Raw genomic sequence first — 16,085 nt, forward strand, 5'->3', positions numbered from 1 at the left:
CTCTTCGCTGTTCTCGCAGCGAAGCCGACGTCCGAAATACGGGTGCCAACGGTAATGGACCTCGACCTCCTGCCCAACATGGGCAGAATGACCCCGAGATGACGATGCCGCGCAGGGCTCGCTCGGCTGCATTGTTGGATAGGCAGATCCGCCCATCGTCGAGGAACCGGGTGAAGGATGACCAGCGGCGCAGCATGTAGTTGAAGGCCTTGGTCAGATCGTGCCCGCGCGAGAGCTTGTCGCGCGTCTCGATCATCCAGCGCTCGAGCTCGGTGACCAGCGGTGCGCTCCGCTCTTGGCGCACGGCGAGGCGTTGGCCTGGCGACAGGCCGTTGATCGCGCGTTCGATATCGAACAGGGCATCGATGCGATTCACGGCTTCGACCGCTAGCGGATAGACCAGGTTAGGCTTGTCGCCGCGCGCCTTCTTGCGCACTGCCGCTTCGATATCGGCCAGCTCGAACACTTTGCGCCGGCTGTGGGCCCAGCAGCTGGCTTCCAGAACAGGCGCCGGCTGACGGCCTGTCGCATAGAGATCGCCATAGTCGCCAAAGGGATCGGCCTGCAGAATGCCGCTCCAGCCGGCGAGATGCGCCGCGGGATGTTCGCCTCGGCGATCGCGGGAATAATAGAACACCGCCGCCGGCGGATCGGCGCCGCCGAACGGTCGGTCATCGCGCACATAGGTCCATAATCGGCCGGTATCGGTCTTGCCCTTGGCCAGGACCGGCACCGTCGTGTCGTCGCCGTGCAGACGCGAAGCGGCCAGCACATGGGCTTCGAGCCGCTTGAACAGCGGCATCAGCGCCGCGGCGCCGGCGCCGACCTGGTCGGCGAGCGTCGACAGGCTGAGCGGCACGCCTTCGCGGGCATAGCGTTCGGCCTGGCGGTTAAGCGGCTGATGCTGGCCGAACTTCTCGAACAGGATCATCGCCAGCAGGCCGGGACCGGCCCAGCCGCGCGGGGTGGCGTGGAAGGGCGCCGGAGCCTGGCTGATCGTCTCGCAGTCGCGGCAGGTGAACTTCTCCCGCACGTGCTGGATCACCTTCCATTGCCGCGGCACCACCTCCAGCGTCTCGGTGATATCCTCACCCAGCTTGCGCAGCCGATGACCGCCGCAGCAATGGCAAACGGCCGGCGCCGGCTCGACCACGCGTTCGCGCGGCAGGTGCTCGGGAAATGGCTGGCGCGCTGGTCGTTTGCGCACATAAGGCGCCACCTCGGTGGTCCGGGCCGCGGCCTGTTCGGCGGCGATCTCGTCTTCCGTCGCCGTGCTCTCGAGTTCCTCGAAGGTGAGCTCCATCTGGTCGTGCAGACGGGCTGAGCGTTCAGAACTCTGACCATGCAGCGCCCGCTGCAGCTTCCGGATCGTCAGATCCTGATGTGCGATCAGCGCCGCATCATCCGATGCCTTGGCCCTGGCGACCGCCAGTTCGGCCTCGACCAGCGCAGCGCGCGCGGCCTCGTCTTCGGCTCTGGCCAGCGCCGCGGTCAGCGCTGCTCTCAGCGCGCCGATATCGTCCGGAACAGCATCCTGGCGGTGGCAACCATGCCCTGGAATGAATCATAAAACGCGTCCGCTGACTCGCGGAAAATGGCGCAAACTCAAAGAAAAACTCAGCCCGCGCGCTGGGGGCGGAACGTGTGGCGCGGGTTGCGCCAATCGATCCCGTCGAGCATGTACGCCAACTGAGAAGGCGATATGGAAACCGTGCCGTCCGCCGGCGACGGCCATAGAAACCGGCCCTTCTCGAGCCGTTTTGCATATAGCGACATGCCGAGCCCATCATGCCAGATAATCTTGATCAGATTGCCGCTGCGGCCGCGGAAGACATAAATATCGCCGGCATGCGGATCCCGGCCTAACGTCTCCTGAACCTGCAGAGCGAGGCCTTGCATCCCGCGACGCATATCGGTCCGGCCGACCGCCAACCAGATCCGCACCTGGCTCGGAACCGGGATCATGAAACGCCCAGCGCCTTCACCATCGCCGCCGCCAGTGTCGGCGGCGTGGTCAGCGGTATCCGCAGCCGCGCCTTGCCGGCGATCTCCAGCTCGATCACCGCTGGTGGCGCCCCCGGCACCGAAGCGGCGACAGGTTCATCGGGAACCACGACAACTTCGGCAAAGCCCGTCTCGCGGGCTCTCACCGTGCGGCGCCACTTATAGATCAGGCTGGTCGCGACATCGTACTGACGCGCCACCGCCGCCACTGTGGCCCCGGGCGCGAATGCCGCGGCCAGTATCCGGCACTGATCCTCTTCACTCCAACGACGACGGCGCTCCGGCCCGGTCAATATCGTCATCTGGCTCATGCCGTGCTGCTAACTACGCTCGTAAGGACGACCTTAAGAGCGCAGCTTCGCTACCGTGCCATGCTCGCGCAAGGCGGCCTTCGCCGGAGGCGTACGGTAGCGCAAGGTCTTCTTGGCGGATCTGGGCCATCCGGCCACGGCTCTGCTCTGTCCGCATCCAAAGCTTGAATCATAACCCAGCCCCAGACGGAACCCATAGTCAGCCGATTTTCAAAACGGTCTCTGAGAAGCCCGAACCCGGTGGATCGCTCGCTGACTGTCTCGACCTTGTCGGCGTTCGCCGCACGGCAATCCCAAGGTTGATCGAACCGGCCCTGCCAAATGCCGCGGTGAGCCGCCTTGGCATTGCCTTGCTCGGCGGCGAATGTCCCATTCGAATACCGTGGCCAGTCCAATGCGAGGCCTTGTGTATTTCGGCGTGGAATAATTCCGGGCCGATTGACAGAAAGGGCGAGCCTAGGCGCAGCGCCGTCTCCCCAATAGGAGGTATGACGTCGCATGCGAGGCGTCGAAAGAGGTAATTGCCTCCGAAATCACCTCCGGTCAGACTAAATGATTGTCGCGAGCGCGAGAGCCAGGCTCTGATGCTGAACAATCTCCAGGTGCTTCGGGCTGTCGCCGCCTATGCGGTGGTTTTGTACCATGCCCAATCGTTCATCGAGCGCCTGCACCCGCTTCCCGTTCATTCACATCTGGGGGCTGCGGGTGTCGATATATTCTTCGTCATATCTGGCTTCATCATGGTTTATGCGAGCGACAGAAGCCACTGTGGCCCCGCCGCGTTCTGGCGTGACCGACTCATCCGGATATTGCCGCTATACTGGATCACCACTTTCGCGATAATAGCCGTCAGCTCTGTCGGCTTCAGTCCGTCAGGACTGCACAATTGGGACGGCTCCGACCTGCTGACATCCCTGTTCTTACTGCCGAATATACGGCTCGACGGCGTTTCGGAGCCCATACTCGTTCCGGCATGGACACTGATCTACGAGGCCTTTTTCTATTTCTTCTTCGGCCTTTTCCTGCTTTCGGGGCGAATTAGTCGGGCAACTACCATTTTGTCGGTGGCCTTTCTGTCGTTTTGGTTCATGGGCGTAGTATTCAAGCCACAATCTTTTGTGATCGAGTACTATACGAATGCCATCCTACTTGAGTTCGCGCTCGGCTGTTTGCTGGGGCTCTTATATCTGAAGTCACGGGCACTCGACCTGCCCCACGGAGCAACACTGAGTGTCCTCGCGATTGGGGTAGCCATTGCTGTGCTGATTGCCCAGGACTGGTACTTGGGGGTCGAGGTTACGCGCACCGGGGAAATCAGGCTCATGCGGCTTGGCCTACCAGCGACGGTCATCGTCGCCGGAGCGTTGATGCTTGAGCGTTCAAACCATCGGGCGTCGCATCGAGGCGCTCTCCTGCTGGGGTCTGCGAGCTACGCGACCTACCTAATCCATCCGCTGATTCTGCACGGCGTGTACTTTCTTTCGGCAAAAGTGCTTCCGGCTGGTTCCATTTTCTCAGCCACTTTTTATTTGTTCGCCGCATTTGCCGCTGTCTGCCTCTTCAGCGTTGGCCTGCATTTGTGGGTAGAGGCACCGCTCACCCGCTCTCTCAAGCAGCTGTCCCGCAGCCAGTCAGGCAGGAGAGGTATTCCAATGCCCAAAGGTGCGAGCGCTCGGTAGGACCTGTCAAGTCTTCCCGGCGATGCTACAAGACAGCCGTGCCGGTGCGGTCGGTCTCGCGCGTCATGCCAAGGTGCAGCGCGGCATCGACCTGTTCCGCGTCCTCAGAGACGCTCAGATTGTCCTGAAGGTGCTTCGGCGTGTGGGCGTAGCCTTTGGTTGTCTGGAGCGAGGTGTGCCCCCATCCATTCACCGTGAACTGTCCCTTAGAATGCGCAGTTAATGTGAGAGGCCGCTCTACGGCCTGCTACCGGTTCCATGGACACAGAGTTAAGAGTCCGTTTTGAAATTCACGGATGAGCGTTTCGGCGGATGAGATTGCCGTCCATTGCGCCAAGGATCATGGCTTGCGAGACATCGATGCGCTGCTCGTAGTCGCGCACGAGGCGGCGCCATCTTGTCATCCAGCCGAAGGCCCGCTCGACGACCCAGCGTCGGGGCAAGACTTCGAAGCCCTTCTGGTCATCGGATCGACGGATGATCTCGACCACGAAGTCGAGATAGGCGGCCTTGTCCATGAGCTTTAGCCGATCATAAGCGCCGTCGACGAACAGATGCTTCACCCAGGGCCAGCGCTGGTGGATACCATCCAAGATCGCCTGAGCGCCGGCGCTGTCGGAGATATCGGCGGTGGTGAGATTGACCATCAAGAGCCGCCCATCCGTATCGACGGCAATGTGTCGCTTGCGGCCGACGATCTTCTTTCCGGCGTCGTAACCCCTTGTTCCAGCTTGCGGAGCCTTGACAGACTGGCTGTCGATCACCGCCGACGGGCTCGCCTCGCGTCCGGCCCGCTCACGATCCAGGATCAGCGCCACATCGTGGACGGTCTGGAACAGAAACCGCCGCGCCAGCTCTCGAAACCAGCCATAGACCGTCTGCCAGGGTCCAAAGTGGATCGGCAGCATCCGCCAGCCGCAACCCGAACGGACCAGGTAGCGCACCGCATTGATCACCTCGCGAAAATCAACCTCGCGCGGACGGCCACGCCGCCCAGGCTTGGGCATCAGCGGCGCGAACTGCTCCCACTCCTCATCCGTCAAATCAGACGGGTAGCGCAAGGTCTTCTTGGCGGATCTGGGCCATCCGGCCACGGCTCTGTCCGCATCCAAAGCTTGAATCATAACCCAGCCCCAGACGGAACCCATAGTCAGCCGATTTTCAAAACGGTCTCTGAGAAGCTGCTATACATCAATAGACATTACGATCCGAAAGCACCAGTACAGCGGTTGTCCAAATTATCTTGAGATCGAGCTGCACGCTCCAGGACTGTATGTACCAGAGGTCATGCTCTACGCGTTTTTCCATCCTCCACAGCTCCTTCGTTTCCCCTCGAAAGCCATTGATCTGAGCCCAGCCTGTCAAACCGGGTTTTACACGATGGCGATAAGCATAGCTCGCAATAATCGCACTATAGGTATCGTCATGAGCGACGGCGTGGGGTCGCGGCCCCACGAGGGACATTTCCCCCCGAAGCACATTAAATAACTGCGGCAGCTCGTCGATATTTGACTGGCGCAATATTCGGCCAAGTCGGGTAACCCGCGCATCATTACGCTGAGCCTGGCGAATTTCCGCACCGTTCTCCTGCACGGTCATTGATCGGAACTTGTAAATATTGAATGGCTTACCACAAAAACCCCGCCGCGTCTGCCGAAACAGCACTGGGCGACCGCTCTCGAGCGCGATGGCACACGCGACTACGGCCATCAACGGAAACAGGAAGAGCAGTAGCAGTGATGCAAAGGCAATGTCGAATAACCGCTTCAGCAGGCGTTCGGCAGGCCTCAAAGGCGCGCGCTGGACTTCGAAGGCTCGCTGCCAGCCGGTGTGCAGCGGGCATCCGGCCAGAATCTTGTCTATGTAGGCATCGGCGAAAAGATAGATCGGCAGCGGGAGGCGGGACATTTCGTCCAGGATGCCTGCGATCAACTTCCGCTGATCCCAAGGGCAAAAGAGATAAACTGCCCCATACGGGTCACTACGGAACGCAGCCTGCGCAGCTGCGACGGCGGCTTGCACCGGTCGTGCTGCGATCGTGCCATCATGGTTCTCGATGTTCGAAACACCGCAAACCGCGATGCCCTGTTGCCCGAGCTTGCCGATTATCCCCTTTTCCATTCCAGGACCGCCAGCGTAAAACAGATAAACTGTGCGCAGGACGAGCTTCTCGGCGGCCAGAAGCCGTTTCAGCACACGCGCTAGAACCACGTGGCCAGGCAGCAGGGTTGGGAATCCGACCGCAAACGCCAGCGTCAAGGAACCGCGGGAGAACGTCGACGTCGTCTTCGTGAGAAAGGCGAGCCAGAGAATTGAAAAGAAAACGAATAACCACCCGGTGAAGAGTGTTTTGATCACGCGGTGATCGTCCAGGATGCCACTGATCGTGTAGGCGCCTCTGGCCCCCATGAATGCGACAAGCAATAGGCCGGCGGTAACACTTAGATAAATCGTCTCCCAAATATCTGGCGGGCTCACGCCGACGTACCTATGATAGACGTCATTTGACGCAAGAAGTATCGTCTCTCCAAGGAGGAAATCAGCAGTTGCAAGAAACACGCAAACTGCTCCCACAGGAAGCCGTAGCGGTTCTACGCTCCGCTTCAAGAACGCACGCGACGCCTGGGTTGGTGCATGCCGCATGGAGACAAGCCCCCGAATCCTGTTGTATCCCTTCTCCTTCTTGGGGCATGGCACACGCCGTCCCATAGAAGGGGGTTATCCCAACGGCTTTCAGTCGATCACATTTGATTTAAACTCTCTCAGAGACAGGGTCGCTGTTACCCCGGGCACATAGGAGTGCCTATTTTATGCTATCCTAATATGGTAACACTTCTGTCTGAGCGCTCTTGCGCGAGAACGGCCCGAAATCGGGCTCGTTCTAAGAGGTAGTCAAGGCAACGCTTTTGGGGACCGGGGCGCTTTACCCTATCAGGGGGGCAGGAGCCATGGCAGATTGCGGCGCTGAGGTCCGGGTCAAACAGCTCGATAAAATACGCTTATTTCAGCAATTTGACCCAAGTATTCTTAGTGAACTGGCGAAAGTGGCCATTCTACGAAGGGTTCCGAAGAATAAAGTCTTAACTCGCCTTGGCGACGTGCCAATTTATATTTACTACATAATTCAAGGAAAAATTCGGCTTAGTGCTCCCATCTCGGATGGACGTGAATTCATCTTTGCAGATCTTGGTCCCGGTGACACTTTCGACCTGACTAGGTTGTTCATCACGCGAAGAAGTAACATGAATGCTGAGTCAGTTGCGGACAGCGACTTGCTGCAAATCGAAGTAGCTTTCATGGTTAGGGTCTTCGACAAACACCCCGATCTCGCATTAAAGGTGATCCCGTACTTGTGCGAAGCAACCCACGACGCGCAGGAGCGAGTGATCCAAAGTGCGGCCAGTGCCCTATCCACTCGATTGGCGAGCACGCTCTTGCGATTGACAGAGAGGCCGCACAGCACGACTACCGTGGATAGAGCTCTGAGTATCCACATTTCGCAGACCGACCTCGCGGCAATGGTCCCGGCTTCTCGAGCGAAAGTGAATCGTTGCCTGAGAGAATGGGAACGGCGGTATATGACCCGATACGACCACGGCTCGCTGACGATCCTCAATCGCGCCGCGTTAGAGTCTGTTGCTCTTGGCGAGATCGCCTTTGATCGTTCAATGATGCATATCCCACGTGCTCGAGCATCTCTGTGGCATGCTCCGGGGAGACAATGAAACCGGAAGTGGTGCCGGTCGTCCTCGCATCCCTCGGTAAAGTCCTTCTCGTCGGCGTCGTAAGTCGCCGCACCGGACATATGCGCCTTCTCACCGGCGTCAGCGCCAATGAGACAGAATTGGGTTAATTGAGAGCGCAGGGTTTCTGAGTCATCGGAGCCTTTCAAAGGCGCAGAAGGTTTTCGCGCATGGATTCCGTCGGCCAGTCGCGCATGGGCCGGCTGCACGGGGGCCGTCGCGACAAACTCGAAATCAGCCCGAACCCTGAGGGCCGGCCGTCGGCCTAGCGCGGTGGCGCCGGCACCGCCCTGGTCGGCGACGCGGCGACAATGGCGGAGCGGATCGACGAATACCGCGCATTGGGATCGATACCTTCATCCTGCCCGACTATCCGCATCTGGAGGAAGCCTATCGCTTCGGCGAACTGGTGCTGCCGCTTTTGCCGCTCGATCACGAGGTTTCGACGCGGCCAACGGCCGTGAACATGGGGCCGTTCGGCGAGACGTGGCTGGCGACCATCGGCCGTCGGCGCTGCGCGCGAGCCAGTCTTGGGCGTGCGTCGTCTGCTTCCAGCGTCGTGATGAGGGGAGCGGGCCTTAAGACTACCGGTAACAAGATGCGGCTCAGTTTTTTCAGATCACTACGATCAGTGAATGTCGGTATCGGTGGTTGCGCGTCCCTGATTTGAACCTGCGCCGGCCAAGAGCCGATAACTATCAGGCAGCACGTTTGATGGTCCTCTTGCTCAGCTTTACGACGAAAGCGTTCCCCTTCTTCATGGATGGCTACCGTTTTCCGGCATGTAGTTCCAAGTGGGGCCGCCAGACGGGTACGCAGGGGTAATCCTGCGTGATCAAGATAGGTCGAGATGAATGTGCACCAGCCTCACGGTTGATCGCGACATTCGCGAACCCGTCTGCTCGCAATCGCATTGCGCGTGTCTGCTTTCCGGTGCAGGGCCAATGTTCGTACAGGCGTAATCCCGCCGTGTGCATGTCTTTTCAAGATGCCGCCGCCGAATCTAGGGTGAGGGCTTTGCAGGCCTAGGGGAGGGCAGGGCGCTACGCTAACTTATACCAACGGCCCTCATAAATGACCTGAATGTGCCCACTTCCGCATTCCGATTGAGGTGATTGCGTCGGGCTTTGCGGCAAGCCTTTTCCATGCGTCGCAGGCAGCGTCGATGATGTCGCCATATGTGTCGAAGACGCGGTTGGAGAGGAAGTTGGCGCGCAGATGTTGCCAGACCTGCTCGACCAGATTGAGCTCCGGAGAGCGCGATGGCAGCAGGATCGGCGTGATGTTTTTTGGCCAGACGAGATTGCCGGTGGTGTGCCATCCGGCTCGGTCCAGCAGCAGCACGGCGTGAGCGACATCGCGGTGGAGAGAATGCCAGACCGCTCGTTGTCGGATTTGTTCAAGAGCTCGCGCGCCGTTGAGGCGACGACGGGATGCGAGGCGATCTCTCCGAGATGCGGCGTCGTCATCATCGCTGCCAGAGTGGTCTCGATCGGCCGCTTTGGGTCTGACAGGAATCCCGCGACGCCGGCCAGCGTCTTGTCGGGCTCGGAGTAGAGTACGTGCAGGATCGCCCCGACGAGCAGTGAGTGGCTGGTCTTCTCCCAGTGATTGCGCTTTTCGAGCGAGCCTTCGGGATCGACCAGCACGTCGGCGACATTCTGGACGTCACGCACCTCCCACTCGCCGCGGCGCACTTCGAGAAGCGGGTTGTAGGCGGAGGACTTCCTGTTCGTGGGATCGAACAGCAGCACCCGCCCGTGCCTGGCGTGCCTGGCGCGAAAGCCTGCAGCGAGCTGCCAGTTCTCACCCTTGATATCGTGCACGATGGCCGAGCCCGACCTGGTGAGAAGCGATGGCACGACGAGGCCGACGCCTTTGCCGCTTCTCGTCGGCGCGAAGCACAGAACATGTTCCGGCCCGTCGTGACGGAGATAATCGCGATCGAACATGCCGAGTACCACGCCGTCAGCCCGAGCAGACCGGCGGACTTGACCTCATTCGGTTTCGCCCAGCGCGCCGATCCGTATGTCTCGACGTTCTTCGCCTCGCGCGCCCGCCAGACCGAGATGCCGATCGCCACGGCGATGGAGATGAAGCCGCCAGAGGCGGCGATGAATGCGCCCTCGACGAAGATCGGTGGCGCATAGGTGGCAAAGGTCCTCAGCGGTTCAAATCGGGACTAGCCCTTGCGAGCCGTCGCCAACTAGCGGGGCTCCTTCCACCTCGGCAGGTCATTTCAGGTCGCGACAGCCTAACGCTGAACGCGCACGCAAGTGCAGTTCTCTCGGTGGCTGCTCTCCACAAGTACCCTACAGATTCGGCCGCGGGCGGGGATCGTTTCCGTGCGTGTCTTGCGCATTCAGCGTGGTTAAGACACCGTGGCAGCGGGGACGGCGGTGGTACGACCTGCTGTAGTGAGGGAATAGATGAACAAGCCCCGCATTTTCCTTGGCTCGTCGGGAGCGCAGATGAAGCTGGTGCAGGCGCTTACGCGCGGCCTCGAAGACGTCGCGCATGTCGATCCCTGGACGACATCCTTCAATCCAGGCACGACCACGCTGACCCGTCTCCTCGAGCTTACGCGTGAAGTGGACTTCGCGGCGTTCGTGTTCGCCCGCGACGACTGGACGACGGCCAGCCTGCACGCTTCCCCTTCCGCTGGTTCCGGCCAGGCTTCTCCGCGCGACCATGTCGTCTTCGAAGCCGGTCTTTCAGCAGCGTCCTCGGCTCGCGCCGAACCTTCATACTGCATGCGAGGGGTTCGAAGCTTCCGACCGATCTCCTCGGATTGACGTGCGTACGATACGGCGAAGCGACAAAGGCTGCCGAGATGAGGACCATCAACCAGAAGCTTCGAAAGGCGATCGAGAGCGAGGGCCGCGTCGCACGCATTGAGGGCCTGTGGTGGCAATTCTCCCTCTCGGCGCGCGGGCCCGCGGGAGCCTTCCGCCGTAGGCCTCCTGCGCATCTCGCGAGCCCTCGACAGTACGCTGGAGCTGCGTGGCCGCTCATGGCTGGAGGACGGCACTCTGTCCGCCAGATACTGGAGCGAAGCCCTGAAGGAGAGGAAGGAGCCTGCCGGCGTATTCTACTACTGGAACCGAGAACGGCCCCGCGACCCTAGCGCACCGCAATTGTGCGGTAGGGGAGAGATCCTGCTGGAGTGCGTCGATCGCGCCGCCGGGTATTTTACGACCCGTTCGGACGGCCCCGAGGGCGTGAACGCGCGGACATCCGGTGTCTACCTGGGCGCCGATCCGGCGGATTGGCCATCCTGGACGGAAACGACGATCGCCAGCGCGCGGAGTTGATCGCAGAGCGGCTGGCGCGCTGGAAGTCGATCGCGAACGCCTGAAATCAGGCGTTCGGCATCTCCTTCGCCCACCACGGGAAAAGCCACCAGCGGCCTTGCCGGAGCTTATGGGCGCTGTTCTCGCTAGCTGTCACGAACGGGCACTGGATCAGTCGGAGCGACGTTGTAGGAATAACATCACACGATATCCCTGCTGCCAAAGACATCCAACACAGTTTATGACGCAGTAGAACTAGAGCAGCGCTCGAAAAAGTGGTCACCGGTTTTTCGAACAAAGCGATGCGCAAACAAGAAGCTACAGCGGTGCGCGGTGATCTCGGTCACGGTACACGACTCAGGCGTGTTTTGAGACCGTAATCGATCGTCGGGGTGCTTTTGCGAGCCATGCATGGGCAGCTGCTTTGGGGCTGTTGAGTATCCAGTTCCTCAGCGCGTCGAGACCGATACGGAACCACGACTTCTCCCGTCTACCGTGGCTTTTGCGCGGTATGGCCTTTATGCCCATGGGTCTGGGTGGCGCATCGATAGGCCCATGTGATGGCGAGCATGACGACGACGACGACGATGAGGCTTGCGAACTTCTCGGGATTGGTGATGTGGGTGTCCTCGAGATTGAGGCCTCGTGTCTTGGTATCACCGAACAGGCATTCGATACCCCACCGCTTTCGGTAGTCGTTGAGGGCCTGCTTCGGATCGGGCGATTGGTGGCCACGATCAGCCATTCGCCGTTGCCAAGGCGTTTGGCGGCAAGACGAAGAGGCTCGCGCGTGGCGCCTACTGTGCCGTTGATGTACCCGACGAGGGTTGCGCATCAGGCCCGCCTGCGCCGCAAGAGCGTGGCGAGCGACCATGAGCGACCGTCCTCGAGGGTGACGGTCATGTCGACCTTCACCCGGATGGCAAAGGGGATATTGTTTTCGTTGGGGAAATCCATCCATTCGGCGCCGATGAACTCACGATCGGCGAGCAGGCAGCGGATGGAGGCAGCAGGAAACAGGCTAAGATAACGGCGCATCAGTGCGATGCGGTGACCCGTGTCGGAGTTGCCCTGATGCGGTAGTAAGGCAAACAGCAGCGGCACCCGGAAGCGCCTTGTGACGATCGCCAGCATCAGGATGTTGATGTCGCGCGATCCGAGCTTCCAGTTGGTTGCGATCGAGCGCCAGATACTTTCGTCGCTCCAGGTTGAGCATGTACACTACGAGCCGCGCCGCCACGGCTTGGTCGAGCCGGACGAACTGGAAGAACCGCTGTAGCCGCCGATATTTCGAGGCATGGCACACCGGGCCGCACAGATGCACGGCCAGATGCGAAAGGTTGACGCTGCGCGACTGGGCAAGCCCGGCGATCAGCACTGCAAGCGTCACAAGCCGGCTCTTGCTCAATGCAAAGTGCCAACCTAACGTCTCGATGAGAGCGGAATGAATCAGTGGCATGGGCGAAGATCCTTTTGCTGAGGAATCTTCAATCCAAACACATCATCCCGTTCTCACCCTGACTGTCGTGTACCGTGAGATCTCGTTTTCACGCGCACCGCTGTAGGCGCCGGATCAGATCACGAAAAAATCGTCGGCCAGCAGCGTCGGCCTGTTCGTCAGCGTCGCGAGCTGTGTCACGCCGCCTGCGACGTTTCCGTTGGAATCGTAAAACAACGCACCCGTAGCCTTGTCATAGACGATGTGGTCGTCGGCGTCGTGCGCGCTAGTTCCAGCGAAGAAATACCTTGGCTCGAGGGCTCCGGTGGCTCCCAGCTCCTGCATTACCGCATTCTGGAGCCTGAATGTATCGGCCGTATGGTTGAAATCAGTGATGATGTCGCGGTTTGCCACTGAGAGCGGCGCGCTGAAAACGAAGGAATCGTTGCCGCCGCCCCCAGTAAGCTGGTCAATGCCCAGACCGCCCGTTAGTGCATCGTTGCCACCCCGCCCAAGCACGGAATCATTGCCTCGGCCGCCGTCCAGGTTGTTGTCGCTGTCGTTGCCGTCGAGCACGTTGTCGAGGGAATTTCCCGTGGCTCCGACGTTGGCGTTTCCGGTCAGATGCAGATTTTCTACCAGCCGGCGATCGACCGCCAGTGAGTACGTGACCAAGCTGAAAATCTGGTCGAGGCCCGCTTCGTCGATGACGTTGTCCAGTACATTGTCCACATAATAGGTATCGTTGCCGGCACCGCCATTCAACAGGTCGGCCCCGGTCCCGCCATCGAGCCGGTCCGCGCCATCATAGCTAGATAACCGGTTGTTCCCATTGTTCCCGGTCAGCTCGTTGTCGGAAGAATTGCCTTGGGCGTTGATGTTGGCGACGCCCGTGAGAGTCATATTTTCGACATGGCTGGGCAGTGAATAGGTGATCGAGCTGAATACCCGGTCGTTGCCCGCCGCGTCGCCCTCGACCACGCGGTCGAGCGCATTGTCAACATAGTAGGTATCGTTGCCTGCGCCGCCCTCCATCTTGTCGATTCCGACCCCGCCGGATAGCAGGTTCCTGCCGGCGTTGCCGACCAGCGTGTTGTCGAGTTCGTTACCCATCGCGTCGATGTCGGCAACGCCGGTGAGCGTGAGCTGCTCTATTTGCCGGCCGGACAGCGAATACGATATCAGGCTGGAGACCAGATCGATTCCGGCGCCCTCAGCCTCAATGACTACGTCGAATGCGTTATCGACGCGGTAGGTATCGTTGCCCAGACCGCCGGACATTCTGTCAGCACCACCTCTGCCGTCCAGAACGTCATCAAAATTGCCGCCCTTCAGGATATCCGCCGCACCCGTCCCGGTCAGGTGCTGCTCCATCACGTTCGGCGCGGCATAGGCGCGGACGTAGTCGACCACCATCTTGTACGTGCCGGACGCCTGCTCGACCTCTTTGGGATTCATGGCCAGCGAGACCACCATATAAAGTGGCGTGCGGAAGAACTCGCTCATTGGAAAGCGGCTCAACTCTTGGCCGTCATAGTAGACGGTGATCCAGTCCGTCGTGATCCTCGCGCCATAGGTGTGAAACGCCCCGTCGAACATCGAATCGGCCAGGCGCGTATAGTCGCCCCGAGCGTAACTTTCCGAAGTGCGCAAGTGCACCGCCCGGTGATGACCATCAGGATCGCCGCCATACGCTTCAACGATATCGACCTCAGGACGCGGTACGGAGGTATCCTGCGGCAGCATCCAGAAGGCCGGCCAGGCTCCCGCCCCGCCGTGAAAGGCGGCGCGCATCTCGAAATACCCGTTCACTTGCGCGAAACCCTGGCCGGCGCTGTTAACCGTTTGCATCGTTCCCGACTGCCAGACGCCGCCCGCCTGCTTCATGGTAATGGTCAGCTTCCCGTCAGAGACAGAGAACGGATTCGTTGCCCCCACCGGCGACATGAACGTGGCGGCCCCGTAGGGGGAGTGTACCGGCGCGAACCACTTGCCGGTGCCGTTGTTCGGCACGACATCAAGCGTGTTGAACTCGTCAGAAAAGGAGAGCTTGAACCCCGAGAGGTTCAGTTTCGATCCCTTGTACTGTCCGGTCCAATCGCCAGGAAGATCCGTCGCAGCCATTGATGGGCACCTCGTTCTCTCAACATTCTTGCGGTTAACCCCACCAAGGCCTAATCGTGTAGTGGACACCCATTCCGTCGCAATGCGGCCAGTACGGTTATCCCCAACATTTCATGAGAAATTTGGGAGATGTCGCAAATCGGTTGACGTAGCCGGCACACGATACTGCGTATCCTCCGATACCGTGACGCCTGGCTCGAACGCGCCGCAACCAGCCGCTCCTTCACCGCCCGCGACCAGCGCCGCCGGCGCTGCACCAAGGTGATCACTTCCACGCGCGGAATCGTCATAGGACTCCTCCCAGGATTATTCCCCGGACTTGCAATGTTCGTCCCAAGGCGACAAGGCGGCCTTCACCGTAGGCTTGTAGGCCGGCGGAGGCGGCCTTCAGTCGGAGTTTCAAGAGGCTCACGGGCGTCTCGCCAGCGGGGTGGCGCGACGGTCGGCGCAGATGGATGGCCGAACGTCCGTTTTCTCAATCCGATTCGGACCTGCAATCTCGCCTCCGGAATGACCATTAGGGGTGTGCGCCGTGACAAGGCGGCACTTTCCAGTGGGTGCAAGCCCCACCCGGCAACCGCTCCAGCCGGAAGCAATCGGAGCAGTCATGGAGGTGACGAAATGGCTGAAGCCGTCGATTAGCGGGTCACGAATTGGTGACCGCGCGAGTGTGCAGGCCGCAACGTGAGTGAACGCTGAGCAAGCCTCGAAAAGGTCGATGTGCAGGCCGACCCGACAGCCCTTTCGGGGAAGGCTGATACGGATGGGTGAATTTGAGCGACGTTTGAGCCCATCTGCTGCACCGGGGTAGTGGCGGCAGCATGTACACAAGGAAAGTGCACGCAACACGGGAAGCCCCAGGACGTGGTCAGGGATGACCAACCGGATGCCCGCGAGGGACAGGCCGGGCGCCCTGGGGTGGCGGAGAGGTTCGTAGTACCGCTGAAGCCGGGTAACGCCGGTGGAGGGAAGGCACCTCAGTTCAAGACGAACGCAATAAGCGGAGAGGGACCTGGCGATTGGGCAACCTATCAACTCCGAAAAGTGTTCAGGAACTTTCAGACGGCGTTACATGCGAAAGCGAAGGCAGAAGCCGGTTATCGTTTCTATGCCCTGTACAACAAGATCAGCCGCGAGGATATTCTGGCGTACGCCTATGCCCAGTGCCGCTCCAACAAGGGCGCGCCGGGCGCAGATGGTCGGGACTTTGCGGACATCGAAGCCTATGGGGTCGAACGGTGGCTCGGTGAACTGGCGCTTGCACTCAGGCAGGAGACTTACCGGCCGGAAGCGGCTGAACCGGATGCTGCGCGGATGGGCCAACCCTCCCCAGGGACACGCCGAAGGGGACTCTACTCCCTCCCTGACCGACATCAATGCCATGTATGAATCGTACATTGGTACGGTGCTGGGCCGCAACTGTCAGGAATGTTTGGCTAGAGTTTCTGAGCCGGTGATCGGATATATTGGCTCGCGCGAGGACCTCCCATGCC

14 protein-coding genes and 4 pseudogenes are annotated in these 16,085 nt (G+C 60.2%); 7 read left to right on the forward strand and 11 right to left on the reverse strand.

Features of this window, described 5'->3' with window-relative positions:
- The coding region (gene tnpC / locus NKH78_RS28370; protein WP_502899869.1) for an IS66 family transposase at nt 1-1,447 on the reverse strand (1,447 nt) is incomplete at its 3' end.
- On the opposite strand from tnpC, the gene NKH78_RS32740 reads away from it, so the two are divergent.
- Complete coding sequence (locus tag NKH78_RS32740) at nt 1,343-1,570, forward strand: hypothetical protein (RefSeq protein ID WP_502899865.1); 228 nt, start codon at nt 1,343-1,345, stop codon at nt 1,568-1,570. The two genes, tnpC and NKH78_RS32740, sit on opposite strands and share 105 nt — an antisense overlap.
- A gap of 47 nt (nt 1,571-1,617) precedes the next feature.
- On the opposite strand, the gene tnpB is transcribed toward NKH78_RS32740, so the two are convergent.
- Both tnpB and tnpA read right to left on the reverse strand, forming a co-directional pair.
- The gene (gene tnpB / locus NKH78_RS28375) at nt 1,618-1,965 is read right to left on the reverse strand and encodes an IS66 family insertion sequence element accessory protein TnpB (RefSeq protein ID WP_352884843.1); all 348 of its coding nucleotides are present in this window, start codon (nt 1,963-1,965) and stop codon (nt 1,618-1,620) included.
- Nucleotides 1,962-2,315: an IS66-like element accessory protein TnpA gene (gene tnpA / locus NKH78_RS28380; RefSeq protein ID WP_352778697.1), complete on the reverse strand. Its 354-nt coding sequence runs from the start codon at nt 2,313-2,315 to the stop codon at nt 1,962-1,964. Before tnpA ends, tnpB begins: the two co-directional genes overlap by 4 nt.
- Before the next feature lie 584 nt (nt 2,316-2,899).
- On the opposite strand from tnpA, the gene NKH78_RS28385 reads away from it, so the two are divergent.
- On the forward strand, nt 2,900-3,994 hold the full coding sequence (locus NKH78_RS28385) for an acyltransferase family protein (protein WP_352507945.1): 1,095 nt from the start codon (nt 2,900-2,902) through the stop codon (nt 3,992-3,994).
- 25 nt (nt 3,995-4,019) lie between these two features.
- Here the strand turns inward: NKH78_RS28385 and NKH78_RS28390 are convergent, their stop codons facing one another.
- The 3 genes and pseudogenes from NKH78_RS28390 to NKH78_RS28400 all read right to left on the reverse strand — a co-directional run bounded on the left by NKH78_RS28390 (nt 4,020) and on the right by NKH78_RS28400 (nt 6,553).
- Nucleotides 4,020-4,187 carry a hypothetical protein gene (locus tag NKH78_RS28390; RefSeq protein WP_352507946.1) on the reverse strand — a complete coding sequence of 56 codons (168 nt, stop codon included), beginning with the start codon at nt 4,185-4,187 and terminating at the stop codon, nt 4,020-4,022.
- A gap of 97 nt (nt 4,188-4,284) precedes the next feature.
- Nucleotides 4,285-5,080 (reverse strand): annotated as a pseudogene (locus NKH78_RS28395) (IS5 family transposase).
- Between the two features lie 105 nt (nt 5,081-5,185).
- The gene (locus NKH78_RS28400) at nt 5,186-6,553 is read right to left on the reverse strand and encodes an exopolysaccharide biosynthesis polyprenyl glycosylphosphotransferase (protein ID WP_352884845.1); all 1,368 of its coding nucleotides are present in this window, start codon (nt 6,551-6,553) and stop codon (nt 5,186-5,188) included.
- Nucleotides 6,554-6,942: 389 nt separating this feature from the next.
- On the opposite strand from NKH78_RS28400, the gene NKH78_RS28405 reads away from it, so the two are divergent.
- Both NKH78_RS28405 and NKH78_RS28410 read left to right on the forward strand, forming a co-directional pair.
- Nucleotides 6,943-7,719: a Crp/Fnr family transcriptional regulator gene (locus NKH78_RS28405; RefSeq protein WP_352738761.1), complete on the forward strand. Its 777-nt coding sequence runs from the start codon at nt 6,943-6,945 to the stop codon at nt 7,717-7,719.
- A gap of 179 nt (nt 7,720-7,898) precedes the next feature.
- Nucleotides 7,899-8,319 (forward strand): annotated as a pseudogene (locus NKH78_RS28410) (hypothetical protein); the annotation flags it as partial.
- A gap of 486 nt (nt 8,320-8,805) precedes the next feature.
- Here NKH78_RS28410 and NKH78_RS28415 read toward each other — a convergent pair.
- Nucleotides 8,806-9,090 (reverse strand): annotated as a pseudogene (locus NKH78_RS28415) (transposase); the annotation flags it as partial.
- Nucleotides 9,090-9,895, reverse strand: a pseudogene (locus NKH78_RS28420) (type IV secretory system conjugative DNA transfer family protein); the annotation flags it as partial. The pseudogenes NKH78_RS28420 and NKH78_RS28415, both read right to left, overlap by 1 nt.
- Before the next feature lie 271 nt (nt 9,896-10,166).
- Between NKH78_RS28420 and NKH78_RS28425 the strand changes: the two are divergent.
- Entirely contained in the window at nt 10,167-10,532 is a 366-nt protein-coding gene (locus tag NKH78_RS28425; RefSeq protein WP_352738763.1) for a TIR domain-containing protein, read from the forward strand.
- 988 nt (nt 10,533-11,520) lie between these two features.
- Here NKH78_RS28425 and NKH78_RS28430 read toward each other — a convergent pair.
- Together NKH78_RS28430 and NKH78_RS28435 are read right to left on the reverse strand one after the other, a co-directional pair.
- The gene (locus NKH78_RS28430; protein WP_352738766.1) at nt 11,521-11,904 is read right to left on the reverse strand and encodes a transposase; all 384 of its coding nucleotides are present in this window, start codon (nt 11,902-11,904) and stop codon (nt 11,521-11,523) included.
- The gene (locus NKH78_RS28435; RefSeq protein WP_352738768.1) at nt 11,865-12,164 is read right to left on the reverse strand and encodes a hypothetical protein; all 300 of its coding nucleotides are present in this window, start codon (nt 12,162-12,164) and stop codon (nt 11,865-11,867) included. Before NKH78_RS28435 ends, NKH78_RS28430 begins: the two co-directional genes overlap by 40 nt.
- Between NKH78_RS28435 and NKH78_RS28440 the strand changes: the two genes are divergently transcribed.
- Nucleotides 12,148-12,309 (forward strand): hypothetical protein, encoded by a 162-nt coding sequence (locus tag NKH78_RS28440; protein ID WP_352738770.1) that lies wholly within the window; start codon nt 12,148-12,150, stop codon nt 12,307-12,309. The genes NKH78_RS28435 and NKH78_RS28440 overlap by 17 nt on opposite strands.
- A gap of 294 nt (nt 12,310-12,603) precedes the next feature.
- Here NKH78_RS28440 and NKH78_RS28445 read toward each other — a convergent pair whose 3' ends face one another.
- On the reverse strand, nt 12,604-14,592 hold the full coding sequence (locus tag NKH78_RS28445) for a family 16 glycosylhydrolase (RefSeq protein ID WP_352738771.1): 1,989 nt from the start codon (nt 14,590-14,592) through the stop codon (nt 12,604-12,606).
- Between the two features lie 864 nt (nt 14,593-15,456).
- Between NKH78_RS28445 and NKH78_RS28450 the strand changes: the two genes are divergently transcribed.
- Nucleotides 15,457-15,981 carry a hypothetical protein gene (locus tag NKH78_RS28450; protein ID WP_352778700.1) on the forward strand — a complete coding sequence of 175 codons (525 nt, stop codon included), beginning with the start codon at nt 15,457-15,459 and terminating at the stop codon, nt 15,979-15,981.
- Nucleotides 15,982-16,085 lie beyond the last annotated feature (104 nt).

Source organism: Mesorhizobium sp. M0910, assembly GCF_040319465.1.
Classification (GTDB): Bacteria; Pseudomonadota; Alphaproteobacteria; order Rhizobiales; family Rhizobiaceae; genus Mesorhizobium.

What these genes read in the sequence shown, in the direction of transcription:
- tnpB (WP_352884843.1), bottom strand. Translation starts at nt 1,965, where the DNA reads ATGATCCCGGTTCCGAGCCAGGTGCGGATCTGGTTGGCGGTCGGCCGG.
- NKH78_RS28425 (WP_352738763.1), top strand. Translation starts at nt 10,167, where the DNA reads ATGAACAAGCCCCGCATTTTCCTTGGCTCGTCGGGAGCGCAGATGAAG.
- NKH78_RS28445 (WP_352738771.1), bottom strand. Translation starts at nt 14,592, where the DNA reads ATGGCTGCGACGGATCTTCCTGGCGATTGGACCGGACAGTACAAGGGA.
- NKH78_RS28435 (WP_352738768.1), bottom strand. Translation starts at nt 12,164, where the DNA reads ATGCTGGCGATCGTCACAAGGCGCTTCCGGGTGCCGCTGCTGTTTGCC.
- NKH78_RS28405 (WP_352738761.1), top strand. Translation starts at nt 6,943, where the DNA reads ATGGCAGATTGCGGCGCTGAGGTCCGGGTCAAACAGCTCGATAAAATA.
- NKH78_RS28385 (WP_352507945.1), top strand. Translation starts at nt 2,900, where the DNA reads ATGCTGAACAATCTCCAGGTGCTTCGGGCTGTCGCCGCCTATGCGGTG.
- tnpA (WP_352778697.1), bottom strand. Translation starts at nt 2,315, where the DNA reads ATGAGCCAGATGACGATATTGACCGGGCCGGAGCGCCGTCGTCGTTGG.
- NKH78_RS28430 (WP_352738766.1), bottom strand. Translation starts at nt 11,904, where the DNA reads ATGGTCGCTCGCCACGCTCTTGCGGCGCAGGCGGGCCTGATGCGCAAC.
- NKH78_RS32740 (WP_502899865.1), top strand. Translation starts at nt 1,343, where the DNA reads ATGCAGCGCCCGCTGCAGCTTCCGGATCGTCAGATCCTGATGTGCGAT.